This is a genomic window from Streptomyces sp. NPDC001401 (assembly GCF_042895385.1).
GTDB lineage: Bacteria > Actinomycetota > Actinomycetes > Streptomycetales > Streptomycetaceae > Streptomyces.
Genome location: NZ_JBIAWI010000001.1, coordinates 418,367 through 440,356, shown reverse-complemented (window position 1 = coordinate 440,356; position 21,990 = coordinate 418,367). Strand labels below are relative to the sequence as shown.

Sequence of the window (21,990 nt, the reverse complement as noted above, 5' to 3'; positions counted from 1 at the left end):
GAGACCGGGCCCTGGTGTGTTCGCTTACGCCTTGCGCAGGCGGAAGGTGAGGGACAGGCCCTCGTCGGTGAACGGCTCGCCGTAGGTGTCGTCCGCCTCGCCCTGGCTGAAGTCCGTGGCCAGGACCTCGTCGGCGATCAGGGCCGCGTGCTCGGTGAGGGCCGCGATGACCGCCGGGTCCGTGGACGTCCAGCACAGGGCAATACGGTCGGCCACGTCGAGGCCGCTGTTCTTGCGGGCCTCCTGGATCAGGCGGATCGCGTCACGGGCCAGGCCCGCCTGACGCAGCTCCTCCGTGATCTCCAGGTCGAGGGCGACGGTGGCACCGGAGTCGGAGGCCACCGACCAGCCCTCGCGCGGGGTCTCCGTGATGATCACCTCGTCGGGGGCGAGGGTGATCGTTTCGCCGTCGACCTCGACCGACGCCGTGCCCTCGCGCAGGGCGAGGGAGAGCGCGGCCGCGTCGGCGTTCGCGACGGCCTTCGCCACGTCCTGGACGCGCTTGCCGAACCGCTTGCCCAGGGCGCGGAAGTTGGCCTTCGCGGTCGTGTCGACGAGGCTGCCGCCGACCTCGCTGAGCGATGCCAGGGATGTGACGTTCAGCTCTTCCGTGATCTGCGTGTGCAGCTCACGGTCGAGGGCGGCGAAGCCGGTCGCGGCGATGAGCGCACGGGACAGCGGCTGGCGGGTCTTCACGCCCGACTCCGCGCGCGTGGCACGGCCCAGCTCGACGAGACGGCGGACGAGGACCATCTGCTTCGACAGCTCGGGGTCGATCGCCGTCAGGTCCGCCTTCGGCCAGGAGGACAGGTGTACCGACTCCGGGGCGCCCGGGGTCACCGGCACGATCAGGTCCTGCCAGACCCGCTCGGTGATGAACGGGGTCAGCGGGGCCATCAGCTTCGTGACCGTCTCGACGACCTCGTGCAGGGTGCGCAGCGCCGCCTTGTCGCCCTGCCAGAAGCGGCGGCGCGAGCGGCGGACGTACCAGTTGGAGAGGTCGTCGACGAACGCCGACAGGAGCTTGCCGGCGCGCTGGGTGTCGTACGCCTCCAGAGCCTGCGTCACCTGGTCGGTCAGGGCGTGGAGTTCGGACAGCAGCCAGCGGTCCAGGACCGGGCGGTCGGCCGGGGCCGGATCGGCCGCGCTGGGCGCCCAGTTGGAGGTGCGGGCATACAGGGCCTGGAAGGCGACCGTGTTCCAGTACGTGAGGAGCGTCTTGCGGACGACCTCCTGGATGGTGCCGTGGCCCACGCGGCGTGCCGCCCACGGGGAGCCGCCGGCCGCCATGAACCAGCGCACCGCGTCGGCGCCGTGCTGGTCCATCAGCGGGATCGGCTGCAGGATGTTGCCCAGGTGCTTGGACATCTTGCGGCCGTCCTCGGCGAGGATGTGGCCGAGGCAGACCACGTTCTCGTACGAGGACTTGTCGAAGACCAGGGTGCCGACCGCCATCAGCGTGTAGAACCAGCCGCGGGTCTGGTCGATGGCCTCGGAGATGAACTGCGCCGGGTAGCGGCTCTCGAACAACTCCTTGTTCTTGTACGGGTATCCCCACTGCGCGAACGGCATCGAACCCGAGTCGTACCAGGCGTCGATGACCTCCGGCACGCGCGTGGCCGTCTTCTGGCACTTGGGGCACGCGAAGGTGACGTCGTCGATGTACGGGCGGTGCGGGTCGAGTTCGGACTGGTCGGTGCCCGTCAGCTCGGTGAGCTCCGCGCGGGAGCCGACCACGGTGAGGTGGTCGTCCTCGCAGCGCCAGATGGGCAGCGGGGTGCCCCAGTAGCGGTTGCGGGACAGCGCCCAGTCGATGTTGTTGTTCAGCCAGTCGCCGTACCGGCCGTGCTTGACCGTGTCCGGGAACCAGTTGGTGTTCTCGTTCTCCTGGAGGAGGCGGTCCTTGACGGCCGTGGTGCGGATGTACCAGGACGGCTGCGCGTAGTAGAGGAGCGCGGTGTGGCAGCGCCAGCAGTGCGGGTAGCTGTGCTCGTACGGGATGTGCTTGAAGAGGAGGCCGCGCTGCTGGAGGTCCTCGGTGAGCTTTTCGTCCGCCTTCTTGAAGAAGACGCCGCCGACCAGCGGGACGTCCTCCTCGAAGGTGCCGTCCGGGCGCACCGGGTTCACGACGGGCAGGCCGTAGGCGCGGCAGACCTTGAGGTCGTCCTCACCGAAGGCGGGGGACTGGTGGACCAGACCCGTACCGTCCTCGGTCGTGACGTACTCGGCGTTGACGACGAAATGTGCCGGTTCCGGGAACTCGACGAGCTCGAACGGTCGTTGATACGTCCAGCGCTCCATTTCGGCGCCGGTGAAGGACTGGCCGGTGGTCTCCCAGCCCTCGCCGAGCGCCTTGCCTACGAGCGGTTCGGCGACGACGAGCTTCTCCTCGCCGTCGGTCGCGACGACGTAGGTGACCTCGGGGTGGGCGGCGACGGCGGTGTTGGAGACCAGCGTCCACGGGGTCGTCGTCCACACCAGGAGCGCGGCTTCGCCGGCCAGCGGACCGGAGGTGAGGGGGAAACGGACGTACACGGACGGGTCGACGACCGTCTCATAGCCCTGCGCCAGCTCGTGGTCCGACAGGCCGGTGCCGCAGCGCGGACACCAGGGGGCGACGCGGTGGTCCTGGACCAGCAGGCCCTTGTTGAAGATCTCCTTGAGCGACCACCAGACCGACTCGATGTACTCGGGGTCCATCGTGCGGTAGGGGTCGTTCAGGTCGGTCCAGTAACCCATGCGGGTCGTGAGTGCCTCGAAGGCGTCGGTGTGGCGGGTCACCGATTCGCGGCACTTGGCGTTGAACTCGGCGATGCCGTACGCCTCGATGTCCTGCTTGCCGCTGAACCCGAGCTCCTTCTCCACCGCGAGCTCCACCGGGAGGCCGTGGCAGTCCCAGCCGGCCTTGCGGGCCACGTGGTAGCCGCGCATGGTGCGGAAGCGGGGGAAGACGTCCTTGAAGACGCGCGCCTCGATGTGGTGGGCGCCCGGCATGCCGTTGGCGGTGGGCGGGCCCTCGTAGAAGACCCACTCGGGGCGGCCCTCGGACTGCTCGAGGGTCTTGGCGAAGATCTTCTGCTCGCGCCAGAAGTCGAGCACGGCGTGCTCGAGCGCGGGCAGGTCGACCTGGGCGGGCACCTGGCGGTACGTCGGCGTTGTCATCAGCGAGCTTCCTCCGGCGGACTTGCTGCCTTCCGTCCGGAGGGACGAGAGCTGTCTTCTGTACGCCGGTTTCGGCGCGCTCCCGCGGTACCACCCTCCTTGGCTCCCCGGTGCATCCCGCGCTCCGGTGAGCCCCCTCATTGGGGTCGCGATGCCGGTTCTACCGGCCGCTGCTCTTCGGCTGCGGCTTTCTTCCGGCGGCTCCGGGGTGATCTTCACGTCGCGCCGGCCCCCGGGCTTCCACCGTCCCCGGGTCGCTCTGGGCTGCGTACGCCGCTACTCGTCCCCATCCACGCTTTTCGCTCCGCCCAGTGTACGGCGCCGCGCGGACAGCGGCCGACCGGTTTTCGCGTCCCCGGGTTCAGGGGCGCCGTACGGACGGAGATGACCCGAATGGGGCGGTACGCGTGTTCGGATTCTGGGACGGACGGTCCGGCGGATTACCCCGCGGGGAGCTGGGCACAACGCATGCAGGCTTGCGGAGCGGCGTGCGCGAGCCGGGCGAATCGGGCGGTGTGCCCCGTTGCCGCGGGACTGAAGTCGATTTATCGTCCCAGCACGATTCGCGTGCAAGATCACAATATGTGAAGGGGCCGCGGCCATGGTGGCGAAGAAGACCGCCGTACAGCAGTCGGCGTCCGACGGGTCCACTCAGGCCTCCGGCGGTGCGGCCAAGGATGTGAGCGGGAAGAAGAGCGCGCGGGGAGGGGCCACGGCGCGTGCGGCTACCGGGACCGCGGCGGCTGCGGCGGAGAAGACCGCGAAGCCGGTGAAGACGGTGCGGGGGGTTGCGGCCGGGGGAAGGACACGGGCCGCCGGGAAGCCGGCCGGCAAGAAGACGGCTGGTGAGAAGAAGACCGCCGCCAAGAAGGCGACCGCCTCCGACGCGTCTCGTTCGAAGAAGGCGGTCGAGGAGGAGGGACCCGAGAGATCTGCGGGCACCGCGGCGTCGGCCGCCGGAGAGAAGGCGGCGGGCGGCAAGGAGGCGGTGGCCGAGAAGGGCGCGGCGAAGAAGGCGGCAGCGAAGAAGGCCACGACGGAGAAGGCGGCAACCGAGAAGGCTGCGGCGAAGAGGACCGTCGCGAAAAAGGCCGCTGCGAAGAAAACGGCAGCCAAGAAGACCGCCGTTCCCAAGGGTGTCGCCGAGGAGGGCGGTCCCGAGCAGGCGGGGGCCGGGGAGCCGGTTGCGAAGAAGGCGGCAGGCAGGAAGGCGGAGGCGAAGGGCGCGGCGGCCAAGGAGCCGGTGGTGAAGAAAACGACCGGCAAGAAAGGCACAGCCGGAAAAACCGCTGCCCCTGAGAGCGCCGCCGAACCGGGCAGGAGCAATCAGGGCGCGGAGGAAGGCACCGGCAAGAAGGCCGCGGCCAGGACGAGCGCAGCGGCGAAGAGCACGGCCACGAAACGCGAGAGCACGGCCACGAAGAGCACGGTCGCAAAGAGTGCGGCCGAGGAGACCGTGCAGGCGAAGGGTGCCGGCGCGCAGCGGGCGGGTAAGGAGACCGCTGGCGCGAAGCGTGCGAGCAGGAAGAGCACGGCCAAGAAGGCGGGCGCGGCCGAGGCCGCGGAGCAGACGGGAGCCACGACAGTGGTTGCGAAGAAGACTCCTGGCACGGCCACGGCGGCCAAGACCGCCGTACCCAAGGCACGGCTGGCCGCGGCGGAGCCGGGCGAGCTTGCGGTGCGCCCCGGTGAGGACCCCTGGACCCCGGAGGAGGTCGAGGAGGCGCGTGCCGAGCTGCTGTCCGAGATGGAGCGGCTGCGCGACGAGATCACCTCGTCCGAGAACGCCGTCGCCGGCCTGATGCGGGACTCCGGGGACGGGGCGGGCGACGACCAGGCGGACACCGGTACCAAGAACATCACGCGTGAACACGAGCTGGCCCTCGCGGCCAACGCGCGCGAGATGCTGACGCAGACCGAGCGCGCCCTGGTGCGGCTGGATGCCGGCACCTACGGGCTGTGCGAGAACTGCGGCAATCCGATCGGCAAGGCCCGGATGCAGGCTTTCCCGCGGGCCACTCTGTGCGTGGAGTGCAAGCAGAAGCAGGAACGCCGGTACTGAGGGACCACACTGGCGTGTCGTACCCTCGTCCTCAGTCAGGTACCTAGGTTGAGGGACTCACGTGGCAGAGGCGGAGCGCATCATCGGTACGCCGGATACCCCAGAGGCGGCGGGGACCGAGGCGGAGCAGGGCGAGACCGCGCGCCCCAGGGGCAAGCGCCGTATCGCCGTGCTGTTCGCGGTCGCCGCGTTCGCATACGCCCTCGACCTGGTCAGCAAGATGATCGTGGTCGCCAAGCTGGAGCACCACGCGCCGATCCGGATCATCGGGGACTGGCTGCAGTTCGAGGCGATCCGCAACGCGGGCGCGGCCTTCGGCTTCGGCGAGGCCTTCACCGTGATCTTCACCCTGATCGCGGCTGCCGTGATCGTCGTGATCGCCCGGCTCGCCCGCAAGCTCTACAGCCTGCCCTGGGCGATCGCCCTCGGCCTGCTGCTCGGCGGCGCGCTCGGCAACCTCACCGACCGGATCTTCCGCTCGCCCGGCGTCTTCGAGGGCGCCGTCGTCGACTTCATCTCGCCCAAGGGCTTCGCCGTCTTCAACCTGGCCGACTCGGCGATCGTCTGCGGCGGCATCCTGATCGTGCTGCTGTCCTTCAAGGGGCTCGACCCGGACGGGACCGTCCACAAGGACTGAGCCCGGGTTTTCCACAGGCTCGTTCGGGGCCGTCGGCGGTGTCCTGCATACTCGACGGGTGAGCACCATTCCCGAGATCCGTACCCTGCCCGTGCCCGACGGCCTGGAGGGCGAGCGCGTCGACGCCGCCATCTCCCGCATGTTCGGCTTCTCCCGGACCAAGGCGGCCGAACTCGCCGCCGCGGGGAAGGTCACGGTCGACGGATCGGTGGTCGGTAAGTCCGAGCGGGTGAGCGGTGGCGCCTGGCTCGAGGTCGAGATGCCGCAGGCGCCCGCACCCGTGCAGATCGTCGCGGAGCCGGTCGAGGGCATGGAGATCGTGTACGACGACGATGACGTGGTCGTGATCGTCAAGCCGGTCGGTGTCGCCGCCCACCCCAGCCCCGGCTGGACCGGGCCGACCGTCATCGGCGGCCTCGCCGCGGCCGGCTACCGCATCTCCACCTCCGGCGCCGCCGAGCGCCAGGGCATCGTGCACCGGCTCGACGTCGGCACCTCGGGCCTGATGGCGGTCGCCAAGTCGGAGCGTGCGTACACCTCGCTCAAGCGCCAGTTCAAGGAGCGCACGGTCGACAAGCGCTACCACACGCTGGTGCAGGGCCACCCCGATCCGACCAGCGGCACCATCGACGCGCCCATCGGCCGCCACCCCAACCACGACTACAAGTGGGCGGTCACGGCCGACGGAAAGCCCTCCGTCACGCACTACGACCTCATCGAGGCCTTCCGTGCCGCCTCGCTCCTCGACGTCAAGCTCGAGACCGGGCGCACCCATCAGATCCGCGTCCACATGGCCGCCCACCGCCACCCGTGCGTCGGCGACCTGACGTACGGCGCCGACCCGACGCTCGCCAAGCGGCTGCACCTGACCCGCCAGTGGCTGCACGCCGTGCGGCTCGGCTTCGAGCACCCCGGGGACGGGCAGTGGGTGGAGTTCGAGAGCGACTACCCCGCCGATCTGCAGAAGGCCCTGGACCAGGTCCGCGAGGAGACCTACGGATGAGCGGCACGCGCGCGTACGTGGTGCGCGTCGCCGAGGATCCCGCCGACCGGGAGGCGTGCTTCGCGGTGCGCAAGGAGGTCTTCGTCGGCGAGCAGGGTGTGCCGGAGGATCTTGAGTACGACGCGTACGACGCCGTAGCCGTGCATGTGCTGGCCGTGCGGGAGGACGGAGTGCCGCTCGGCACCGGGCGGCTGCTGTACGGAGAGGCGGCCGCGGCGAAGGTCGACGGCGATCTGACGGTGGGCTCGCTCGGGCGGCTCGCTGTCGCCCAGGAGGCCCGCGGACTGGGCATCGGCGTCGCCCTCGTGCGGGCCATCGAGGATGCGGCACGCGCGCGTGGGCTCGCGGCGGTGGATCTGCACGCGCAGACGCATGCGCTGGGGTTCTACGAGCGGCTGGGATACGAGGCGTACGGGCCGGAGTACCCGGAGGCGGGCATCCCGCACCGGGCGATGCGGCGCGCTCTGCAGCCAAGGAGCTGAAAACGCTGGTGGGGACGGCGGCGTGGCAGGCTTGAGAACCGCTGCCCGTACGTCGACCTTCCCGGAGCGCTGACCGTGGATCAGTTGGCCCTGCTGTTCGTGCTGTTGCTCGGGGCCCTGGTGAGCGTCCCGGTCGGGGACCGGTTCGGGCTGCCGGCGCCGGTGCTGATGACGCTCCTCGGGATCGTCCTCGCCGTACTCGACTTCGTGCCGAACGTCGACGTTCCACCGGAGCTGATCCTGCCCCTGCTGCTCCCGCCGCTGCTGTACGCGGCGGTGCGGCGCACGTCCTGGCGGCAGTTCGCGGCCAACCGGCGGCCGATCTTCCTGCTGGCGGTGGCGCTGGTGTTCGTCACCACCGTGTGCGTGGCCCTGGTGGCGCACACGATCGTGCCGGGGCTGTCCGTCGCCGCCGCGGTGGCGCTGGGTGCGCTCGTCGCGCCGCCCGACCCGGTCGCCGCGACCGCGGTCGCAGGGCAGCTGGGGTTGCCGCGGCGGCTCGTGTCCATCCTGGAGGGCGAGGGACTGTTCAACGACGTCACGGCGATCGTGCTGTACCACGTGGCGATCGCCGCCGCCGTCAGCGGCAGCTTCACACCGGGGCGGGCCGCGCTCGACCTGGTGCTCTCCGCGGTGGTGGCCGTGGCGGTGGGGCTTGCGCTCGGCTGGGGCGCCAACAAGCTCATGGATCTGCTGGGCGACGCGACCCTGCAGATCGGGATGACGCTGCTTGTGCCGTACGCCTCGTACGTGCTGGCAGAGGAACTGCACGGCTCCGGTGTGCTCGCCGTGCTCACGACCGCGCTGTTCCTCGCCGAGTACGCCACCGACGCCGACGACGTGCTGACCCGGCTGACCGGGCATGCGTTCTGGGACATCGTCGACACGCTCGTCACGGGCGTCGCCTTCGGGCTGATCGGCCTCGAGCTGCACAACGCGATCCGGACGGCGTCCGGGCGGTGGGGCGAAATGCTCGGCTGGGCGGGCGTGATCGTGGCCGTGGTGGTCGTCGTACGCCTGGTGTACCTGCTGCCGGCGACCTGGCTCACCAAGCGGCTGCACGCGAAACGGGACTACGACGAGGACATCCCGATGAGCTGGCGGGAGACCGTGGTCATGTGGTGGTCGGGGATGCGGGGAGTGGCCTCGGTGGCTCTGGCGCTGGCGATTCCGCTGACGACCGATGACGGTTCGGCCTTCCCCGACCGGGACGAGATCGTGTTCATCGCCTTCGGGGTGATCATGGGGACGCTGGTGCTGCAGGGGCTGACCCTGCCGTGGCTGGTGAAGCGGCTGGGGGTACAGGCCGACACGGAGCGGGAGAAGGACTTCGAGAAGACCCTTGCAGTCCGGGCGGCCAAGGCGGCCAAGCGGCGGCTGAAGGAGATCGAACAGGTCGAGGAGCTGCCGGAGGAGCTGTCCGAGCAGATGCTGCGCCGGGCCTTTGACATCGGGGTGCGGATCAGCCCGGACATGGGGGACGAGGAGCGGCGCGAGGCGCACGAACACCGGGCGCGCCGGCTGAAGCGGGTGCGGCGGATCCAGGGCGAGATGCTCAGCGCCGCACGGCACGAGGTGCTGGCGGCGCGCAGCGAGCCCGGGGCGGATCCGGAGATCGTGGACCGGGTGCTTCGCCATCTTGACGTGCGAAGTCTGCGGTGAACGGGACGCTGTTCATGATCTGCGCATGGCGGGCGCGTAAAAGCAGCGATCCGTCCGCGTGAGGTGCGTAGGGTCGGATCATGTCTCGCAATGTCGTCATCAGCGGTGGTGGTACGGGGATTGGACTTGCCGCGGCGCAGGTCTTCGCGGCGGACGGGGACCGGGTCCTGCTGCTCGGGCGGCGGGTGGAGGTGCTGAAGAAGGCCGGGTTGCCGGGGGCGCTGACGTATGCGGCGGATCTGAGTGATCCGGGTGCCGTGCGCGGGGTCGCCGACTTCGTCGGGCGGGAGTTCGGGACGGTGGACGTGCTGATCCACAGTGCCGGTGGCGCCGGGCATCTGGAGCCCGCGTCGGAGAGCGACGATCCACTCGACCGTGTCGCGCACAACTGGACCGTGAACTTCCGCATCAACACCCTGACCGCGGCCCTGCTGACCGAGGCCCTGAAGGACCGGCTCGCCACTCCTGGCGGGCGGGTGCTGTTCGTCAGCTCCATCGCCGCCTACCGGGGGTCCGGCAGTGGGGCGTACGCGGGCGCCAAGGCCGCGTTGCACCCGTACGCCCACGACCTTGCCCGGGAGTTGGGGCCGCGCGGGATCACCGCCAACGTGGTCGCGCCCGGGTACATCGAGGACACCGAGTTCTTCGGGCCGCAGATCGAGCCCGCGCGGCGCGAACGGCTCGTCAACGACACCCTGAACAAGCGCGCAGGCACCCCCGGCGACGTGGCCGCGACCCTGCACTGGCTCGCCTCTTCGGGCGCCGGGCACATCACCTCGCAGGTCGTCCAGGTCAACGGCGGTGCGGAGCGCGGCCACTGAGGCCGTTCCCCGGCGCTCAGCCGCGGCCCGTCCTCGGCGACTCCTGTGTGCGGCGTGCGGCGCCGTCCGGGGAGCCGTCGGGGGCGCGCCGGCTCGACGGCACGGCCGCGTCCGACGTGTTGACCCGGGGCAGGGCGTACGGGTGCTGCTCGCACAGCCAGCGGACCATCCGCTCGCGGACCGTGACCCGTACCGTCCATATGTCGTCCGCGTCCTTGGCCGTCACCAGGGCCCGCACCTGCATGGTGGTCGGGGTGGTGTCCGTGACGGCCAGGCCGTAGTCGCGGCCGTCCCAGGCCGGGCACTCGCGCAGGATGTCGCGGAGCTTCTCGCGCATCAGCTCCACCGGCGCCGAGTGGTCGAGGTGCCAGTAGACGATGCCCGTCATCTGGGTGCCGCCGCGGGACCAGTTCTCGAAGGGCTTCGAGGTGAAGTACGAGACCGGCATGGTGATCCGGCGCTCGTCCCAGGTCCGCACGGTCAGGAACGTCAGCGTGATCTCCTCGACCGTGCCCCACTCGCCGTCCACCACGACCGTGTCGCCGATGCGCACCATGTCGCCGAAGGCGATCTGCAGTCCCGCGAACATGTTGCTGAGCGTGGACTGGGCGGCGACACCGGCGACAATGCCGAGGATGCCGGCCGAGGCCAGCAGCGAGGCGCCCGCGGCGCGCATCGCCGGGAACGTCAGCAGCATCGTGGCCGCGGCCACCACGCCGACGATCGCGGAGACCACCCGCATGATCAGGGACACCTGGGTACGCACGCGCCTGACCCGGGCCGGATCGCGGTGGACGCGGGCGTAACGGGTGTAGGACGTTTCCACGACGGCCGCGGCGATACGGATCACCAGCCAGGCCGTCGCCCCGATCAGCACCAGGGTCAGCGTCCGGCCGACGCCGACCTTGTGCTCCTGCAGCAGCTGCGCCTCGTCGTAGGACCCTCTGAGGATGGCCGAGCACAGCACCAGCTGGTAGGGGATGCGGCCGCGGCGCAGCAGCCCCCACAGCGGGGTCTCGCCGTGCCGCTCGTCGGCCTTGCGCAGCAGCAGGTCGGTGGCCCAGCCGACGAGCAGCGTGAGCACGACCGAGCCGCCGATCACGATCAGCGGGCGCAGTACGTTCTCCATGCCTGCGAACCTAACCGGACCCGGGGGGTCATGAACATGTGAGTTCGGGCCCGGAGGGGGTACGGCCGCACGGCAGCGTTGTCAGTCCCGGCTGGCACCATGGCCTCATGAACATCATGCTCTTTCACTCGACCTACGGTCTGCGGCCCGCGGTGCGCGAGGCCGCGGACCGGCTGCGCGGCGCCGGGCACGAGGTGTGGACCCCGGACCTCTTCGACGGGCGTACGTTCGAGACGGTCGAGGAGGGCATGGCCCACAACGACGAGATCGGCAAGGACGAGCTGCTCAAGAGAGCCGTGCTGGCCGCCGCGCCCTACTCGGCCAGAGGCCTTGTGTACGCCGGGTTCTCGCTCGGTGCCTCCATCGCGCAGACCCTCGCGCTCGGCGACGAGAAGGCCCGCGGGCTGCTGCTCCTGCACGGCACGTCGGACATCGCGCCCAATGTGTCCGTGGACGACCTGCCGGTCCAGCTGCATGTCGCCGAGCCGGACCCGTTCGAGACGGACGACTGGCTGAGCGCCTGGTATCTGCAGATGGGCAGAGCGGGCGCGGACGTGGAGATCTACCGATATGCCGGAGCCGGCCACATCTACACGGACCCCGGGCTGCCGGACTATGACGAGGAGGCCGCCGAGGCCACCTGGCGGGTGGCGCTCGGCTTCCTCGACAGCCTGTAGGCGGGGGCTATACGGGGTCGTAGGTCCGCTCGACCTTCTGCGTGCCGGTGCGCGTGCGGTACGAACGCACCCACGTCGAGGTCGCGTCGGCCTTAGTACGGTCCGACAGGACGTAGTAGTCCATCTGCGCGCGGTCGGCGGTGATGTCCAGGACGCCGTAGCCGTGGCGGTCGGTGTCGACCCAGTGGACGTGCCGGTTGGCCGCCTTGATGATCGGCGCGGCGATCGCGGAGACAGTGCCCTCGGGGACCTTCACGATGTCGTCGAGGTTGTCGGAGGTCACCGAGGTCACCACGAACTCCGTGGCGGCGGAGGCCGACAGCGGATACGTCCCGGCGTCCACCGGCACGTCGTTGGCCCACGCCATGTGGATGTCGCCGGTCAGGAAGACGGTGTTGCCGATCGCGTTCGAGCGCAGATGGGCCAGCAGCTCGCGCCGGTCGTCCGTGTAGCCGTCCCACTGGTCGGTGTTGAGGGCGAGACCCTCCTGCGGCAGCCCGAGCAGCTTGGCGAGCGGCTTGAGCAGGTCGGCGGAGAGGGAGCCGACGGCGAACGGCGAGATCATCACCGAGTTGCCGACCAGCCGCCAGGTCGTGTCGGACGACTTCAAGTTGGCCTTCAGCCAGTCGAGTTGGGCGCGCCCGGTGATCGTACGGTCCGGGTCGTCGACCGAGCCGCTCGCCGTGGACGCCTGCTGGGAGCGGAAGGAGCGCAGGTCGAGGAGGGACAGGTCGGCGAGCTTGCCGAAGCGCAGCCGGCGGTAGGTCGTGCCCGCGATCGCCGGGCGGACCGGCATCCACTCGAAGTAGGCCTGCTTGGCGGCCGCCTTGCGGTCGGTCCAGGTGCCTTCGGCGCCCTCGGTGTGGTTGACCGCACCGCCGGACCACGCGTTGTCGGCGAACTCGTGGTCGTCCCAGATCGCGACGACCGGCGCCTTGTGGTGCAGGGCCTGCAGATCCGGGTCGGTCTTGTACTTGCCGTGCCGGGTGCGGTAGTCGGCGAGCGTGATGATCTCGTTCGTCGGCGCGTGCGGGCGGACGACCGTGCCGCGGGCCGCGTACTCGCCGGACTTGTACTCGTAGATGTAGTCGCCCAGGTGCAGCCAGGCGTCCAGGTCGCTACGGGCCGCGAGATGGCGGTACGAGGAGAAGTAGCCGCCCTCCCAGTTGGCGCAGGAGACCACGCCGAAGCGCAGGCCCGGCACGGCGGCGTCGGCGGCGGGCGCCGTGCGGGTGCGGGCGACCGGGGAGTCGGTGGGGCCGGCGGAGAAGCGGAACCAGTAGTCGGTGGCCGGCTGCAGGCCCCGTATGTCCGCCTTGACGGTGTGGTCGGAGGCGGCACTCGCGGTGGTCGAGCCCTTCGCGACGACGTTCGTCAGCGCCTTGTCCTTGGCGACGATCCAGCTGACCTCGGTGTCCGGGCCGAGCCCGGAGCCGGGTATGGCCTCGGCGGTGGGCGTCACTCGGGTCCACAGCAGGACGCCGTCGGGCAGCGGGTCACCGGAGGCGACACCGTGCAGGAACTGCGGGGTCTCGGCGGCCGCCCGGGCGGGCAGGGCGGCGACGAGCGGGCCGGCCAGGACAGCAGTGGCCGCCGCGGCCTTGACGACCGTACGGCGGCGTGGGGAAAGCGAGTTGGCGGCCTCGGACTGCGAGGCGGCGCGCGCGGGTGCTCTGTATCGACTGGTCACGAGCGATCAGGTTACTGAGCAGTATGAACGGGAGCGGGCGAACTCGTAAAAGTTCGCCCGCTCTTCTCCCGACGGTCGAATTTGGAAGCGGTTACTGACCCTCGGTTCAGCCCTTGAGGGCCGCCCCCACCACCCTGTTGAAGTCGGCCACCGTCAGGAGCGGAGTGCTCTTGCCGTCGGCGAAGAGCTGCTTGCCGTCCATGACGAAGCCCGGAGTGCCGGTCACGCCGTCCTTGTTGTCGTCGAAGGTCTTCGACATGGCCATCGCCCAGGCGTCGTAGGTGCCCTTCTTGACCGCGTTCTGGAACTGCGTGTTGTCCTTCAGGGCGGGGACGGTCTGGGCGACCTTGATGAGGTAGCTGTCGTCCTTGAACTTGTCCGTGGTCTCGTCCGGGTGCCACTTCGCCGAGTACAGCGCGGCCTTGTAGTCGAGGAACGCCTCGTCGCTGACGTTCAGCGCGGCACCCAGGGCGCTCAGCGCGTTCTTGGAGCCCTGGCCGTTGTCCTTGTTGTCGATGAAGGTGGCGCCGACGTACTGGAACTTGTACTTGCCGGAGTCGAGGTCCTTCTTGAAGGTCGAGCCGACGGTCTGCTCGAACTGGGCGCAGACGGGACAGCGCGGGTCCTCGTAGATCTTGAGGGTCTTCTTGGCAGTGGCCTTGCCGATGACCACGGTGGTGCCCTTGGTTCCCGTGGTGTTGGCGGGGGCCGTGACCTTGGCGTCCTTCAGGCCCTCCCAATAGCTGGGCTTGTTGGCCTGGACGACGGCGTAACCTATGCCGCCGGCCGCCGCCAGTACGGCCACGACCGAACCGGCCACGATGGCCTGCCGCTTGGCCTTGGCCCTCTTGGCCTGCCGCTCTCGCTCCTGCCGCAGCCGCTCTCGGGCCGCCGTCTTCGAGGCCTGGCTGTTCCGCTTGCTCATGTCGGTTTTCTCCATGTGGGACGCGCATACGTCGTACGCGGGATACGTGTGGGGGACTGGTCGTGCTCAGGTGCTGTGCGGAGTGACGGTGCGTGCTGTGCCGCGCACCAGGTGTCGCTCAGGCGAAGACGACCGAGCACGGCGGTCCACGCCGTCCCAGGGAGTGCACGAGGATCCGCTCGCGGGCGGTGGCCGCCGGGCGGTCGATGTGGCGTACGCGCTGCACCGGCGCGGTCGGCCGGACGGCCACCGCGGCGACGGCCAGCAGCAGCGGACGGAAGGTGGTCGCGGCCACCGCGCGGACCAGCTGGGCCAGCGCCCGCTCGCCGCGGCGCAGCCAGGCTGCGGCCAGCAGGCCGACGCCGACGTGAGCGGCCAGCAGCAGCCAGGCGGTCGCCGGGTCGGCGTGGGAGAGCAGGGCGGCGAGCCGGTCGGTGCCGGTGCCGGTCACGCGGGCCAGCGGGGCGGTTGCCCCGGTGCCGATGCCGGTGCCGTTGCCGCACAGCACGTCGAAGCCGACGGAGCGTAGGGGGCCCGCGACGGGGCCGCCCGCGCGGCCGTAGCAGACGTGCTGGCCGGTGGTGAAGACCGTGTCGGCGGCCAGCTCCAGCGGGATCAGCAGGGCCGCGATCCGGCCGAAACCGCGCTCGCGGCCGGCCAGGGCGTAGGCGACCGTGAACACGGTGGCGGCGACCGCGGCCACCGTGTTCAACGGCAGCGGGACCCGCGACAGCAGCACGTGCGACGCGGTGCTGAGCGTCACGACCAAGGCCGTGAACAGCGCCGCGCGAAGCGCTCTGATGCGGGTCCCGGATATGTCCATAGCGTGGAGAGTCTGTCACGTGGTCCTGTAAGGGACCCCTAAAAGCTCCCTGTGAGATTACGGACTGTCAGAGCCCCGGGATCCGGCCGTTGCGGAACAGGTCCACGAAGATCTGGTGGTCGGCACGCGCGCGTGCGCCGTAGCTGTGCGCGAAGTCGGTCAGCACGCCCGCGAATCCGTCCTCGTCCGCGGCGATCGCCGCGTCGATGGCGCGCTCTGTGGAGAACGGCACGAGGGACTCGCCGGAGGTGTCGTCCGCGGCCGCGTGCATGGTGGCCGTGGCCCGGCCCAGGTCGGCCACGACGGTCGCGATCTCCTCCGGGTCGTCGATGTCGCCCCAGTCGAGGTCGACGGCGTACGGCGACACCTCGGCCACCAGCTGCCCCGCGCCGTCCAGCTCGGTCCAGCCCAGCCACGGGTCGGCGTGCGCCTGCAGGGCGCGCTGGGAGATCACGGTGCGGTGGCCCTCGTGCTGGAAGTAGTCGCGGATCGCCGGGTCGGTGATGTGCCGGGAGACGGCCGGGGTCTGGGCCTGCTTGATGTAGATCACCACATCGTTCTCCAGGGCGTCGCTGTGGCCCTCGAGAAGGATGTTGTACGACGGCAGGCCGGCCGACCCGATGCCGATGCCCCGGCGGCCGACCACGTCCTTCACGCGGTACGAGTCGGGGCGGGCCAGCGAGGAGTCCGGCAGCGTCTCCAGATAGCCGTCGAAGGCCGCGAGGACCTTGTAGCGGGTCGCCGCGTCCAGCTCGATCGAGCCGCCGCCGGGCGCGAAGCGGCGCTCGAAGTCGCGGATCTCGGTCATCGAGTCCAGCAGCTCGAAGCGGGTCAGCGAGCGGGCGGCGCGCAGGGCGCCAAGGAGCGGGCCCTCGGCGGTGTCCAGCGTGAACGGCGGCACCTCGTCGCTCTTCGCGCCGGTGGCCAGGGCGTGGATGCGCTCGCGGTACGCGCCCGCGTATACCTGCACCAGCTCGGTGATCTGCTCGTCGCTGAGCGCCTTCGCGTACCCGATGAGGGCGATGGAGGCGGAGAAGCGCTTCAGGTCCCAGGTGAAGGGGCCGACGTACGCCTCGTCGAAGTCGTTGACGTTGAAGATCAGGCGGCCGTTCGCGTCCATGTACGTGCCGAAGTTCTCCGCGTGCAGGTCGCCGTGGATCCACACGCGCGAGGTGCGCTCGTCGAGGTACGGGCCGCCCCGCTTCTCAGCATCCAGATCGTGGTAGAAGAGGCAGGCCGTACCCCGGTAGAACGCGAAGGCCGAGGCCGCCATCTTCCGGAACTTCACGCGGAACGCGGCCGGGTCGGCGGCCAGGAGCCGGCCGAAGGCGGTGTCGAAGACGGCGAGGATCTCCTCGCCGCGCTGCTCGTCGTTGAGCTGGGGAACCGACATCCGGGGTGCCTCCTGGTGCATGGATGTGTACGACGGCGTTTCTGTTGTTTCCAACGGGTGAGGGTGCGCGGAAGTGCCCGCGATCCTCGCAGTGAAGGTACGCGGGGGAGCCCCCTGAGTGTCAGTGCCGAGGCATAGACTTCGACGCTGACCCCAGGACTGTCCGCCAGCCCTTCGTCCAGCGTTTCCTTTGGAGGCCCGACCGTGTCAAAGCCGCCGTTCACGCACCTGCACGTCCACACCCAGTACTCGCTGCTGGACGGTGCCGCGCGGCTGAAGGACATGTTCGACGCGTGCAACGAGATGGGCATGACCCATATCGCCATGTCCGACCACGGCAACCTCCACGGCGCGTACGACTTCTTCCATTCCGCGAAGAAGGCCGGGGTCACCCCGATCATCGGTATCGAGGCGTATGTCGCCCCGGAGTCGCGGCGCAACAAGCGCAAGATCCAGTGGGGCCAGCCGCACCAGAAGCGCGACGACGTCTCCGGTTCCGGTGGTTACACCCACAAGACGATCTGGGCGGCCAACGCGACCGGTCTGCACAACCTCTTCCGGCTCTCCTCGGACGCGTACGCCGAGGGCTGGCTGCAGAAGTGGCCCCGGATGGACAAGGAGACCATCTCCCAGTGGTCCGAGGGCCTGATCGCCTCCACCGGCTGCCCCTCCGGAGAGCTCCAGACCCGCCTTCGTCTCGGCCAGTACGACGAGGCCCTGAAGTCCGCCGCCGAGTACCAGGACATCTTCGGCAAGGACCGCTACTTCCTGGAGCTGATGGACCACGGCATCGACATCGAGCGCCGGGTCCGCGACGGCCTCCTCGACATCGGCAAGAAGCTCGGCATCCCTCCGCTGGTCACCAACGACTCGCACTACACGTACGCGCACGAGGCGACCGCCCACGACGCCCTGCTGTGCATCCAGACCGGCAAGAACCTCTCCGACCCGGACCGCTTCAAGTTCGACGGCACCGGCTACTACCTGAAGTCCACGGACGAGATGTACGCCATCGACTCCTCGGACGCCTGGCAGGAGGGCTGCCGCAACACCCTCCTGGTGGCCGAACAGGTCGACACCGCCGGCATGTTCGAGGCCAAGAACCTCATGCCGAAGTTCGACATCCCCGAGGGCTACACCGAGGTCACCTGGTTCAAGGAGGAGGTCCGCCGCGGCATGGAGCGCCGCTTCCCCGGCGGCATCCCCGAGGACCGCCAGAAGCAGGTCGAGTACGAGATGGACGTCATCATCCAGATGGGGTTCCCGGGCTACTTCCTCGTCGTCGCCGACTTCATCATGTGGGCCAAGAACAACGGCATCGCGGTCGGCCCCGGCCGAGGCTCCGCGGCCGGTTCGATCGTCGCGTACGCCATGGGCATCACCGACCTCGACCCGATCCCGCACGGCCTGATCTTCGAGCGGTTCCTCAACCCCGAGCGCGTCTCCATGCCCGACGTCGACATCGACTTCGACGAGCGTCGGCGCGTCGAGGTGATCAGGTACGTGACGGAGAAATACGGCGCCGACAAGGTCGCCATGATCGGCACGTACGGCAAGATCAAGGCCAAGAACGCGATCAAGGACTCCGCGCGCGTGCTGGGCTACCCGTACGCGATGGGCGACCGCATCACCAAGGCCATGCCCGCCGACGTCCTCGGCAAGGGCATCGACCTCAACGGCATCACCGATTCCTCGCACCCCCGGTACTCGGAGGCGGGCGAGGTCCGTGGGATGTACGAGAACGAGCCCGACGTGAAGAAGGTCATCGACACCGCCAAGGGCGTCGAGGGCCTGGTCCGGCAGATGGGCGTGCACGCCGCCGGCGTGATCATGTCCAGCGAGACCATCACCGAGCACGTGCCCGTGTGGGTCCGGCACACCGACGGCGTCACCATCACACAGTGGGACTACCCGAGCTGCGAGTCGCTCGGCCTGCTGAAGATGGACTTCCTCGGCCTGCGCAACCTGACGATCATGGACGACGCCGTCAAGATGGTGAAGTCCAACAAGGGTCTCGACATCGACCTGCTGTCGCTGCCGCTCGACGATCCGACGACCTTCGAACTCCTCCAGCGCGGCGACACCCTCGGCGTCTTCCAGTTCGACGGCGGCCCCATGCGCTCGCTGCTGCGCCTGATGAAGCCCGACAACTTCGAAGACATCTCCGCCGTCTCGGCGCTCTACCGTCCCGGCCCGATGGGCATGGACTCGCACACCAACTACGCGCTGCGCAAGAACAAGCTCCAGGAGATCACCCCGATCCACAAGGAGCTGGAGGAGCCCCTCGAAGAGGTCCTGGCCGTCACCTACGGCCTGATCGTCTATCAGGAGCAGGTGCAGAAGGCCGCCCAGATCATCGCCGGCTACTCGCTCGGCGAGGCCGACATCCTCCGCCGAGTGATGGGCAAGAAGAAGCCCGACGAACTGGCGAAGAACTTCACCATCTTCCAGGCCGGCGCCCAGAAGAACGGCTACAGCGACGAGGCCATCCAGGCCCTGTGGGACGTGCTGGTCCCGTTCGCCGGCTACGCGTTCAACAAGGCGCACTCGGCCGCGTACGGACTGGTCTCGTACTGGACCGCCTTCCTCAAGGCGAACCACCCCGCCGAGTACATGGCCGCGCTGCTGACCTCCGTCAAGGACGACAAGGACAAGTCGGCCGTCTATCTCAACGAGTGCCGCCGCATGGGCATCAAGGTGCTCCCGCCGAACGTCAACGAGTCGGTGCACAACTTCGCCGCACAGGGCGACGACGTGATCCTCTTCGGCCTCGAGGCCGTGCGCAACGTCGGCACCAATGTGGTCGAGTCGATCATCAAGAGCCGCAATGCCAAGGGCAAGTACGCCTCCTTCCCCGACTACCTCGACAAGGTCGAGGCGGTCGCGTGCAACAAGCGGACCACGGAGTCGCTGATCAAGGCGGGTGCGTTCGACACCCTGGGGCACACCCGCAAGGGCCTCACCGCGCACTTCGAGCCGATGATCGACAACGTGGTCGCGGTCAAGCGCAAGGAGGCCGAGGGCCAGTTCGACCTCTTCGGCGGCATGGGCGAGGAGGAGAGCAACGAGCCGGGCTTCGGACTCGACGTGGAATTCACCACCGAGGAGTGGGACAAGACCTATCTGCTCGCCCAGGAGCGGGAGATGCTCGGTCTGTACGTCTCCGACCACCCGCTCTTCGGCCTGGAGCACGTGCTGTCCGACAAGGCCGACGCGGGCATCTCCCAGCTGACCGGAGGCGAGCACTCGGACGGCGCGGTGGTCACCATCGGCGGCATCATCTCGGGCCTGCAGCGCAAGATGACCAAGCAGGGCAACGCCTGGGCGATCGCCACGGTCGAGGATCTCGCGGGCTCCATCGAGTGCATGTTCTTCCCGGCGACCTATCAGCTGGTGTCGACCCAACTCGTCGAGGACGCCGTCGTGTTCGTCAAGGGCCGCCTCGACAAGCGCGAGGACGTGCCGCGGCTGGTGGCGATGGAACTCCAGGTCCCGGACCTGTCGAACGCGGGCACCAACGCGCCCGTGATCCTCACCATCCCGGCAACGAGGGTCACCCCGCCGATGGTCAGCCGCCTCGGCGAGATCCTCAGCCACCACAAGGGCGACAGCGAGGTCCGCATCAAGCTCCAGGGCCCGACGAAGACCACGGTCCTGCGCCTCGACCGGCACCGGGTGAAGCCCGATCCGGCGCTCTTCGGCGACCTGAAGGTGCTGCTCGGACCGTCCTGCCTGGCCGGCTGAGCGACGTACATGCGTGAGGGGCGCACCCGGTGCCGGGTGCGCCCCTCTGTGTGCCTGGGTTTCAACAACCCGTTATTCAGATGTCAGTTGTGACCGAAGCGCTTCTGCTTGCCCTTGCGCGCCATGTCACCAGGGGTCACCTGGCTCGCGCGATGCTCGGCCTGCGACTCCATCGAGGACTGCTGGGCCGCCTGCTGACCACGCTCGGACTGCGGCTGCTTTCGCTCACGGTTCTTGTTCTTGGCCATGGTTCTGCCTCCTGTGGGGGATCTAGGGGCCAGGGCCGCGACCAGATTCACATAGGCTGACAACGACCGCATTTCGGATAATTACCGTCTGTGACAGGGCATCTCGGAGCGCGAGGACGCCGCGCGCAACCCGAAACGCCACGCCGAAGATCGAGTTCGGGCCGTTAACCCCCGCGCAGTCGGGCAGACTCGAAGGAAGCCCGAAGCAAACCTCCCGGAAAGAGGGTGGACCGCGTGGACCGCTGCATCGTCCTGGTGGACGCCGGGTATCTGCTGGGGGCCGCCGCCAGTCTCCTTGCCGGGGACTCCTCCCGCTCCCGCATCACCGTTGATCACGCCGCCCTCATCCAGGCCCTGCGAGAACGCGCCGAGTCCGACACGGAACGGCCGCTGCTGCGCATCTACTGGTTCGACGGCGCCCCCGACCGCGTCCCGCAGCCCGAGCACCGCAGGCTGCGGGTGATGCCCCGGGTCACCGTCCGGCTCGGCGCCCTGACCCGCAGCGACGGACGCTGGGCGCAGAAGGGCGTCGACGCCGCCATGCACGCCGAGCTCACCGAGCTGGCCCGCAACCGTGCCTGCTCCGACATCGTCCTGGTCACCGGCGACGGCGATCTGCTGCCGGGCATGATGGCCGCCAAGGAGCACGGTGTCGCCGTACACCTGTGGGCCGTGCAGGCCGCCGACGGGGACTACAACCAGTCCGAGGACCTGGTCGCCGAGGCGGACGAGCGGCGCGTCCTGGACCGCACCTGGATCACCAAGGCTGTACGGGCCAAGGAGCTCGGCGGGATCTGTGCGCCGCCGCCCGTGCCACGGCCCGAGATCGCCGCGATCCTCTCCGCGCCGCTGCCGGAGTCCGCGCTCGCCGCCGCGGCCGAGCGGACCGCCGAGGAGGGCGAGCACGCGCCCGCGGCGGGCCGCTCCGAGAACGGCACGCAGGAGCGGGTGCCCGCACCCAAGGGCGTGCCCACCCCGAAGGACCTGGCCGCGCTGCGCGCCCCCGGGGTGCAGCCCGCCCAGCACCCCGCGAACGCGACCCTGCGCTGGTCCTCCGACAAGGGCTGGGTCGACCGGCCCGCCGTGGAGGCTCCCGAGGCCGCGTCGATGCCGACGCTGGCGCAGCTGACCACGGCGGAGCAGCGGTGGGCCGACCGCGAGGAGGACATCACCACGGTCGGCGGCGATCCGTACGAGGTCGGGCAGGTGTTCGCACGGCGGTGGATGGAGCGCCTGGGCGACCAGAGCCATCTGCAGAAGCTGTCCGGGATGTATCCCCGGGTCCCGCACCGCATCGACGGCGAGCTGCTGCGCTACGCCGCCCGGTTCGGGCTGCTCGCCCACAAGGACGACCAGATCGACGAGCACGACCGGTATGCGATCCGGGCCGGATTCTGGCGGGAGATCGACGTAAGGACGGCCGCCGAGCACGCGCCTGCAGGTGAGTAGTTCTTTACCGGTGGATTTGCCGTTATGGGCCTACCCGAGACCGGGCAGGCCTTCCGGACCCCGTACCCTCGTCCTTTGTGAGT

At 69.4% G+C, this 21,990-nt stretch carries 16 protein-coding genes; 9 read left to right on the top strand and 7 right to left on the bottom strand.

All coding sequences use genetic code 11. The annotated features are described in order from the left end of the window. Nucleotides 1-24 precede the first annotated feature (24 nt). Nucleotides 25-3,162: an isoleucine--tRNA ligase gene (gene ileS / locus ACFY10_RS02045; RefSeq protein ID WP_390663085.1), complete on the bottom strand. Its 3,138-nt coding sequence runs from the start codon at nt 3,160-3,162 to the stop codon at nt 25-27. A gap of 601 nt (nt 3,163-3,763) precedes the next feature. On the opposite strand from ileS, the gene ACFY10_RS02040 reads away from it, so the two are divergent. The 6 genes from ACFY10_RS02040 to ACFY10_RS02015 all read left to right on the top strand — a co-directional run bounded on the left by ACFY10_RS02040 (nt 3,764) and on the right by ACFY10_RS02015 (nt 9,829). Further along, nucleotides 3,764-5,224, top strand: a complete 1,461-nt coding sequence (locus ACFY10_RS02040; RefSeq protein WP_390663084.1) for a TraR/DksA family transcriptional regulator — start codon at nt 3,764-3,766, stop codon at nt 5,222-5,224. Nucleotides 5,225-5,285: 61 nt separating this feature from the next. Then, entirely contained in the window at nt 5,286-5,861 is a 576-nt protein-coding gene (lspA, locus tag ACFY10_RS02035) for a signal peptidase II (RefSeq protein WP_390663083.1), read from the top strand. Between the two features lie 58 nt (nt 5,862-5,919). Then, nucleotides 5,920-6,864, top strand: a complete 945-nt coding sequence (locus ACFY10_RS02030) for an RluA family pseudouridine synthase (RefSeq protein ID WP_390663082.1) — start codon at nt 5,920-5,922, stop codon at nt 6,862-6,864. Continuing rightward, nucleotides 6,861-7,346, top strand: a complete 486-nt coding sequence (locus tag ACFY10_RS02025; protein ID WP_390663081.1) for a GNAT family N-acetyltransferase — start codon at nt 6,861-6,863, stop codon at nt 7,344-7,346. The genes ACFY10_RS02030 and ACFY10_RS02025 overlap by 4 nt, the downstream gene beginning before the upstream one ends. A 75-nt stretch (nt 7,347-7,421) precedes the next feature. Next, the gene (locus tag ACFY10_RS02020) at nt 7,422-9,008 is read left to right on the top strand and encodes a Na+/H+ antiporter (protein ID WP_390663080.1); all 1,587 of its coding nucleotides are present in this window, start codon (nt 7,422-7,424) and stop codon (nt 9,006-9,008) included. A gap of 80 nt (nt 9,009-9,088) precedes the next feature. After that, nucleotides 9,089-9,829, top strand: a complete 741-nt coding sequence (locus tag ACFY10_RS02015) for an SDR family NAD(P)-dependent oxidoreductase (RefSeq protein ID WP_390663079.1) — start codon at nt 9,089-9,091, stop codon at nt 9,827-9,829. 16 nt (nt 9,830-9,845) lie between these two features. On the opposite strand, the gene ACFY10_RS02010 is transcribed toward ACFY10_RS02015, so the two are convergent. Next, on the bottom strand, nt 9,846-10,958 hold the full coding sequence (locus ACFY10_RS02010; RefSeq protein WP_390663078.1) for a mechanosensitive ion channel family protein: 1,113 nt from the start codon (nt 10,956-10,958) through the stop codon (nt 9,846-9,848). A gap of 38 nt (nt 10,959-10,996) precedes the next feature. Between ACFY10_RS02010 and ACFY10_RS02005 the strand changes: the two genes are divergently transcribed. Further along, nucleotides 10,997-11,635: a dienelactone hydrolase family protein gene (locus ACFY10_RS02005; protein ID WP_390663077.1), complete on the top strand. Its 639-nt coding sequence runs from the start codon at nt 10,997-10,999 to the stop codon at nt 11,633-11,635. A gap of 7 nt (nt 11,636-11,642) precedes the next feature. Here ACFY10_RS02005 and ACFY10_RS02000 read toward each other — a convergent pair whose 3' ends face one another. The 4 genes from ACFY10_RS02000 to ACFY10_RS01985 form a co-directional block, all read right to left on the bottom strand. Next, on the bottom strand, nt 11,643-13,325 hold the full coding sequence (locus tag ACFY10_RS02000; RefSeq protein WP_390663076.1) for an alkaline phosphatase D family protein: 1,683 nt from the start codon (nt 13,323-13,325) through the stop codon (nt 11,643-11,645). A 106-nt stretch (nt 13,326-13,431) separates the two neighbouring features. Then, nucleotides 13,432-14,250, bottom strand: a complete 819-nt coding sequence (locus ACFY10_RS01995; RefSeq protein WP_390663075.1) for a thioredoxin domain-containing protein — start codon at nt 14,248-14,250, stop codon at nt 13,432-13,434. A gap of 118 nt (nt 14,251-14,368) precedes the next feature. Then, a complete protein-coding gene (locus tag ACFY10_RS01990; RefSeq protein ID WP_390663074.1) occupies nt 14,369-15,073 on the bottom strand; it encodes a hypothetical protein in 705 nt (234 codons plus the stop codon). Between the two features lie 67 nt (nt 15,074-15,140). Next, a complete protein-coding gene (locus ACFY10_RS01985) occupies nt 15,141-16,466 on the bottom strand; it encodes a DUF2252 domain-containing protein (RefSeq protein WP_390663073.1) in 1,326 nt (441 codons plus the stop codon). A gap of 204 nt (nt 16,467-16,670) precedes the next feature. Here ACFY10_RS01985 and dnaE point away from each other — a divergent pair, with 204 nt between their 5' ends. Continuing rightward, complete coding sequence (gene dnaE, locus ACFY10_RS01980; protein WP_390663072.1) at nt 16,671-20,210, top strand: DNA polymerase III subunit alpha; 3,540 nt, start codon at nt 16,671-16,673, stop codon at nt 20,208-20,210. 83 nt (nt 20,211-20,293) lie between these two features. Here dnaE and ACFY10_RS01975 read toward each other — a convergent pair whose 3' ends face one another. Further along, the gene (locus ACFY10_RS01975; protein ID WP_390663071.1) at nt 20,294-20,458 is read right to left on the bottom strand and encodes a hypothetical protein; all 165 of its coding nucleotides are present in this window, start codon (nt 20,456-20,458) and stop codon (nt 20,294-20,296) included. 234 nt (nt 20,459-20,692) lie between these two features. Here ACFY10_RS01975 and ACFY10_RS01970 point away from each other — a divergent pair, with 234 nt between their 5' ends. Beyond that, a complete protein-coding gene (locus tag ACFY10_RS01970; protein WP_390663070.1) occupies nt 20,693-21,907 on the top strand; it encodes an NYN domain-containing protein in 1,215 nt (404 codons plus the stop codon). The last annotated feature ends 83 nt before the right edge of the window (nt 21,908-21,990 follow it).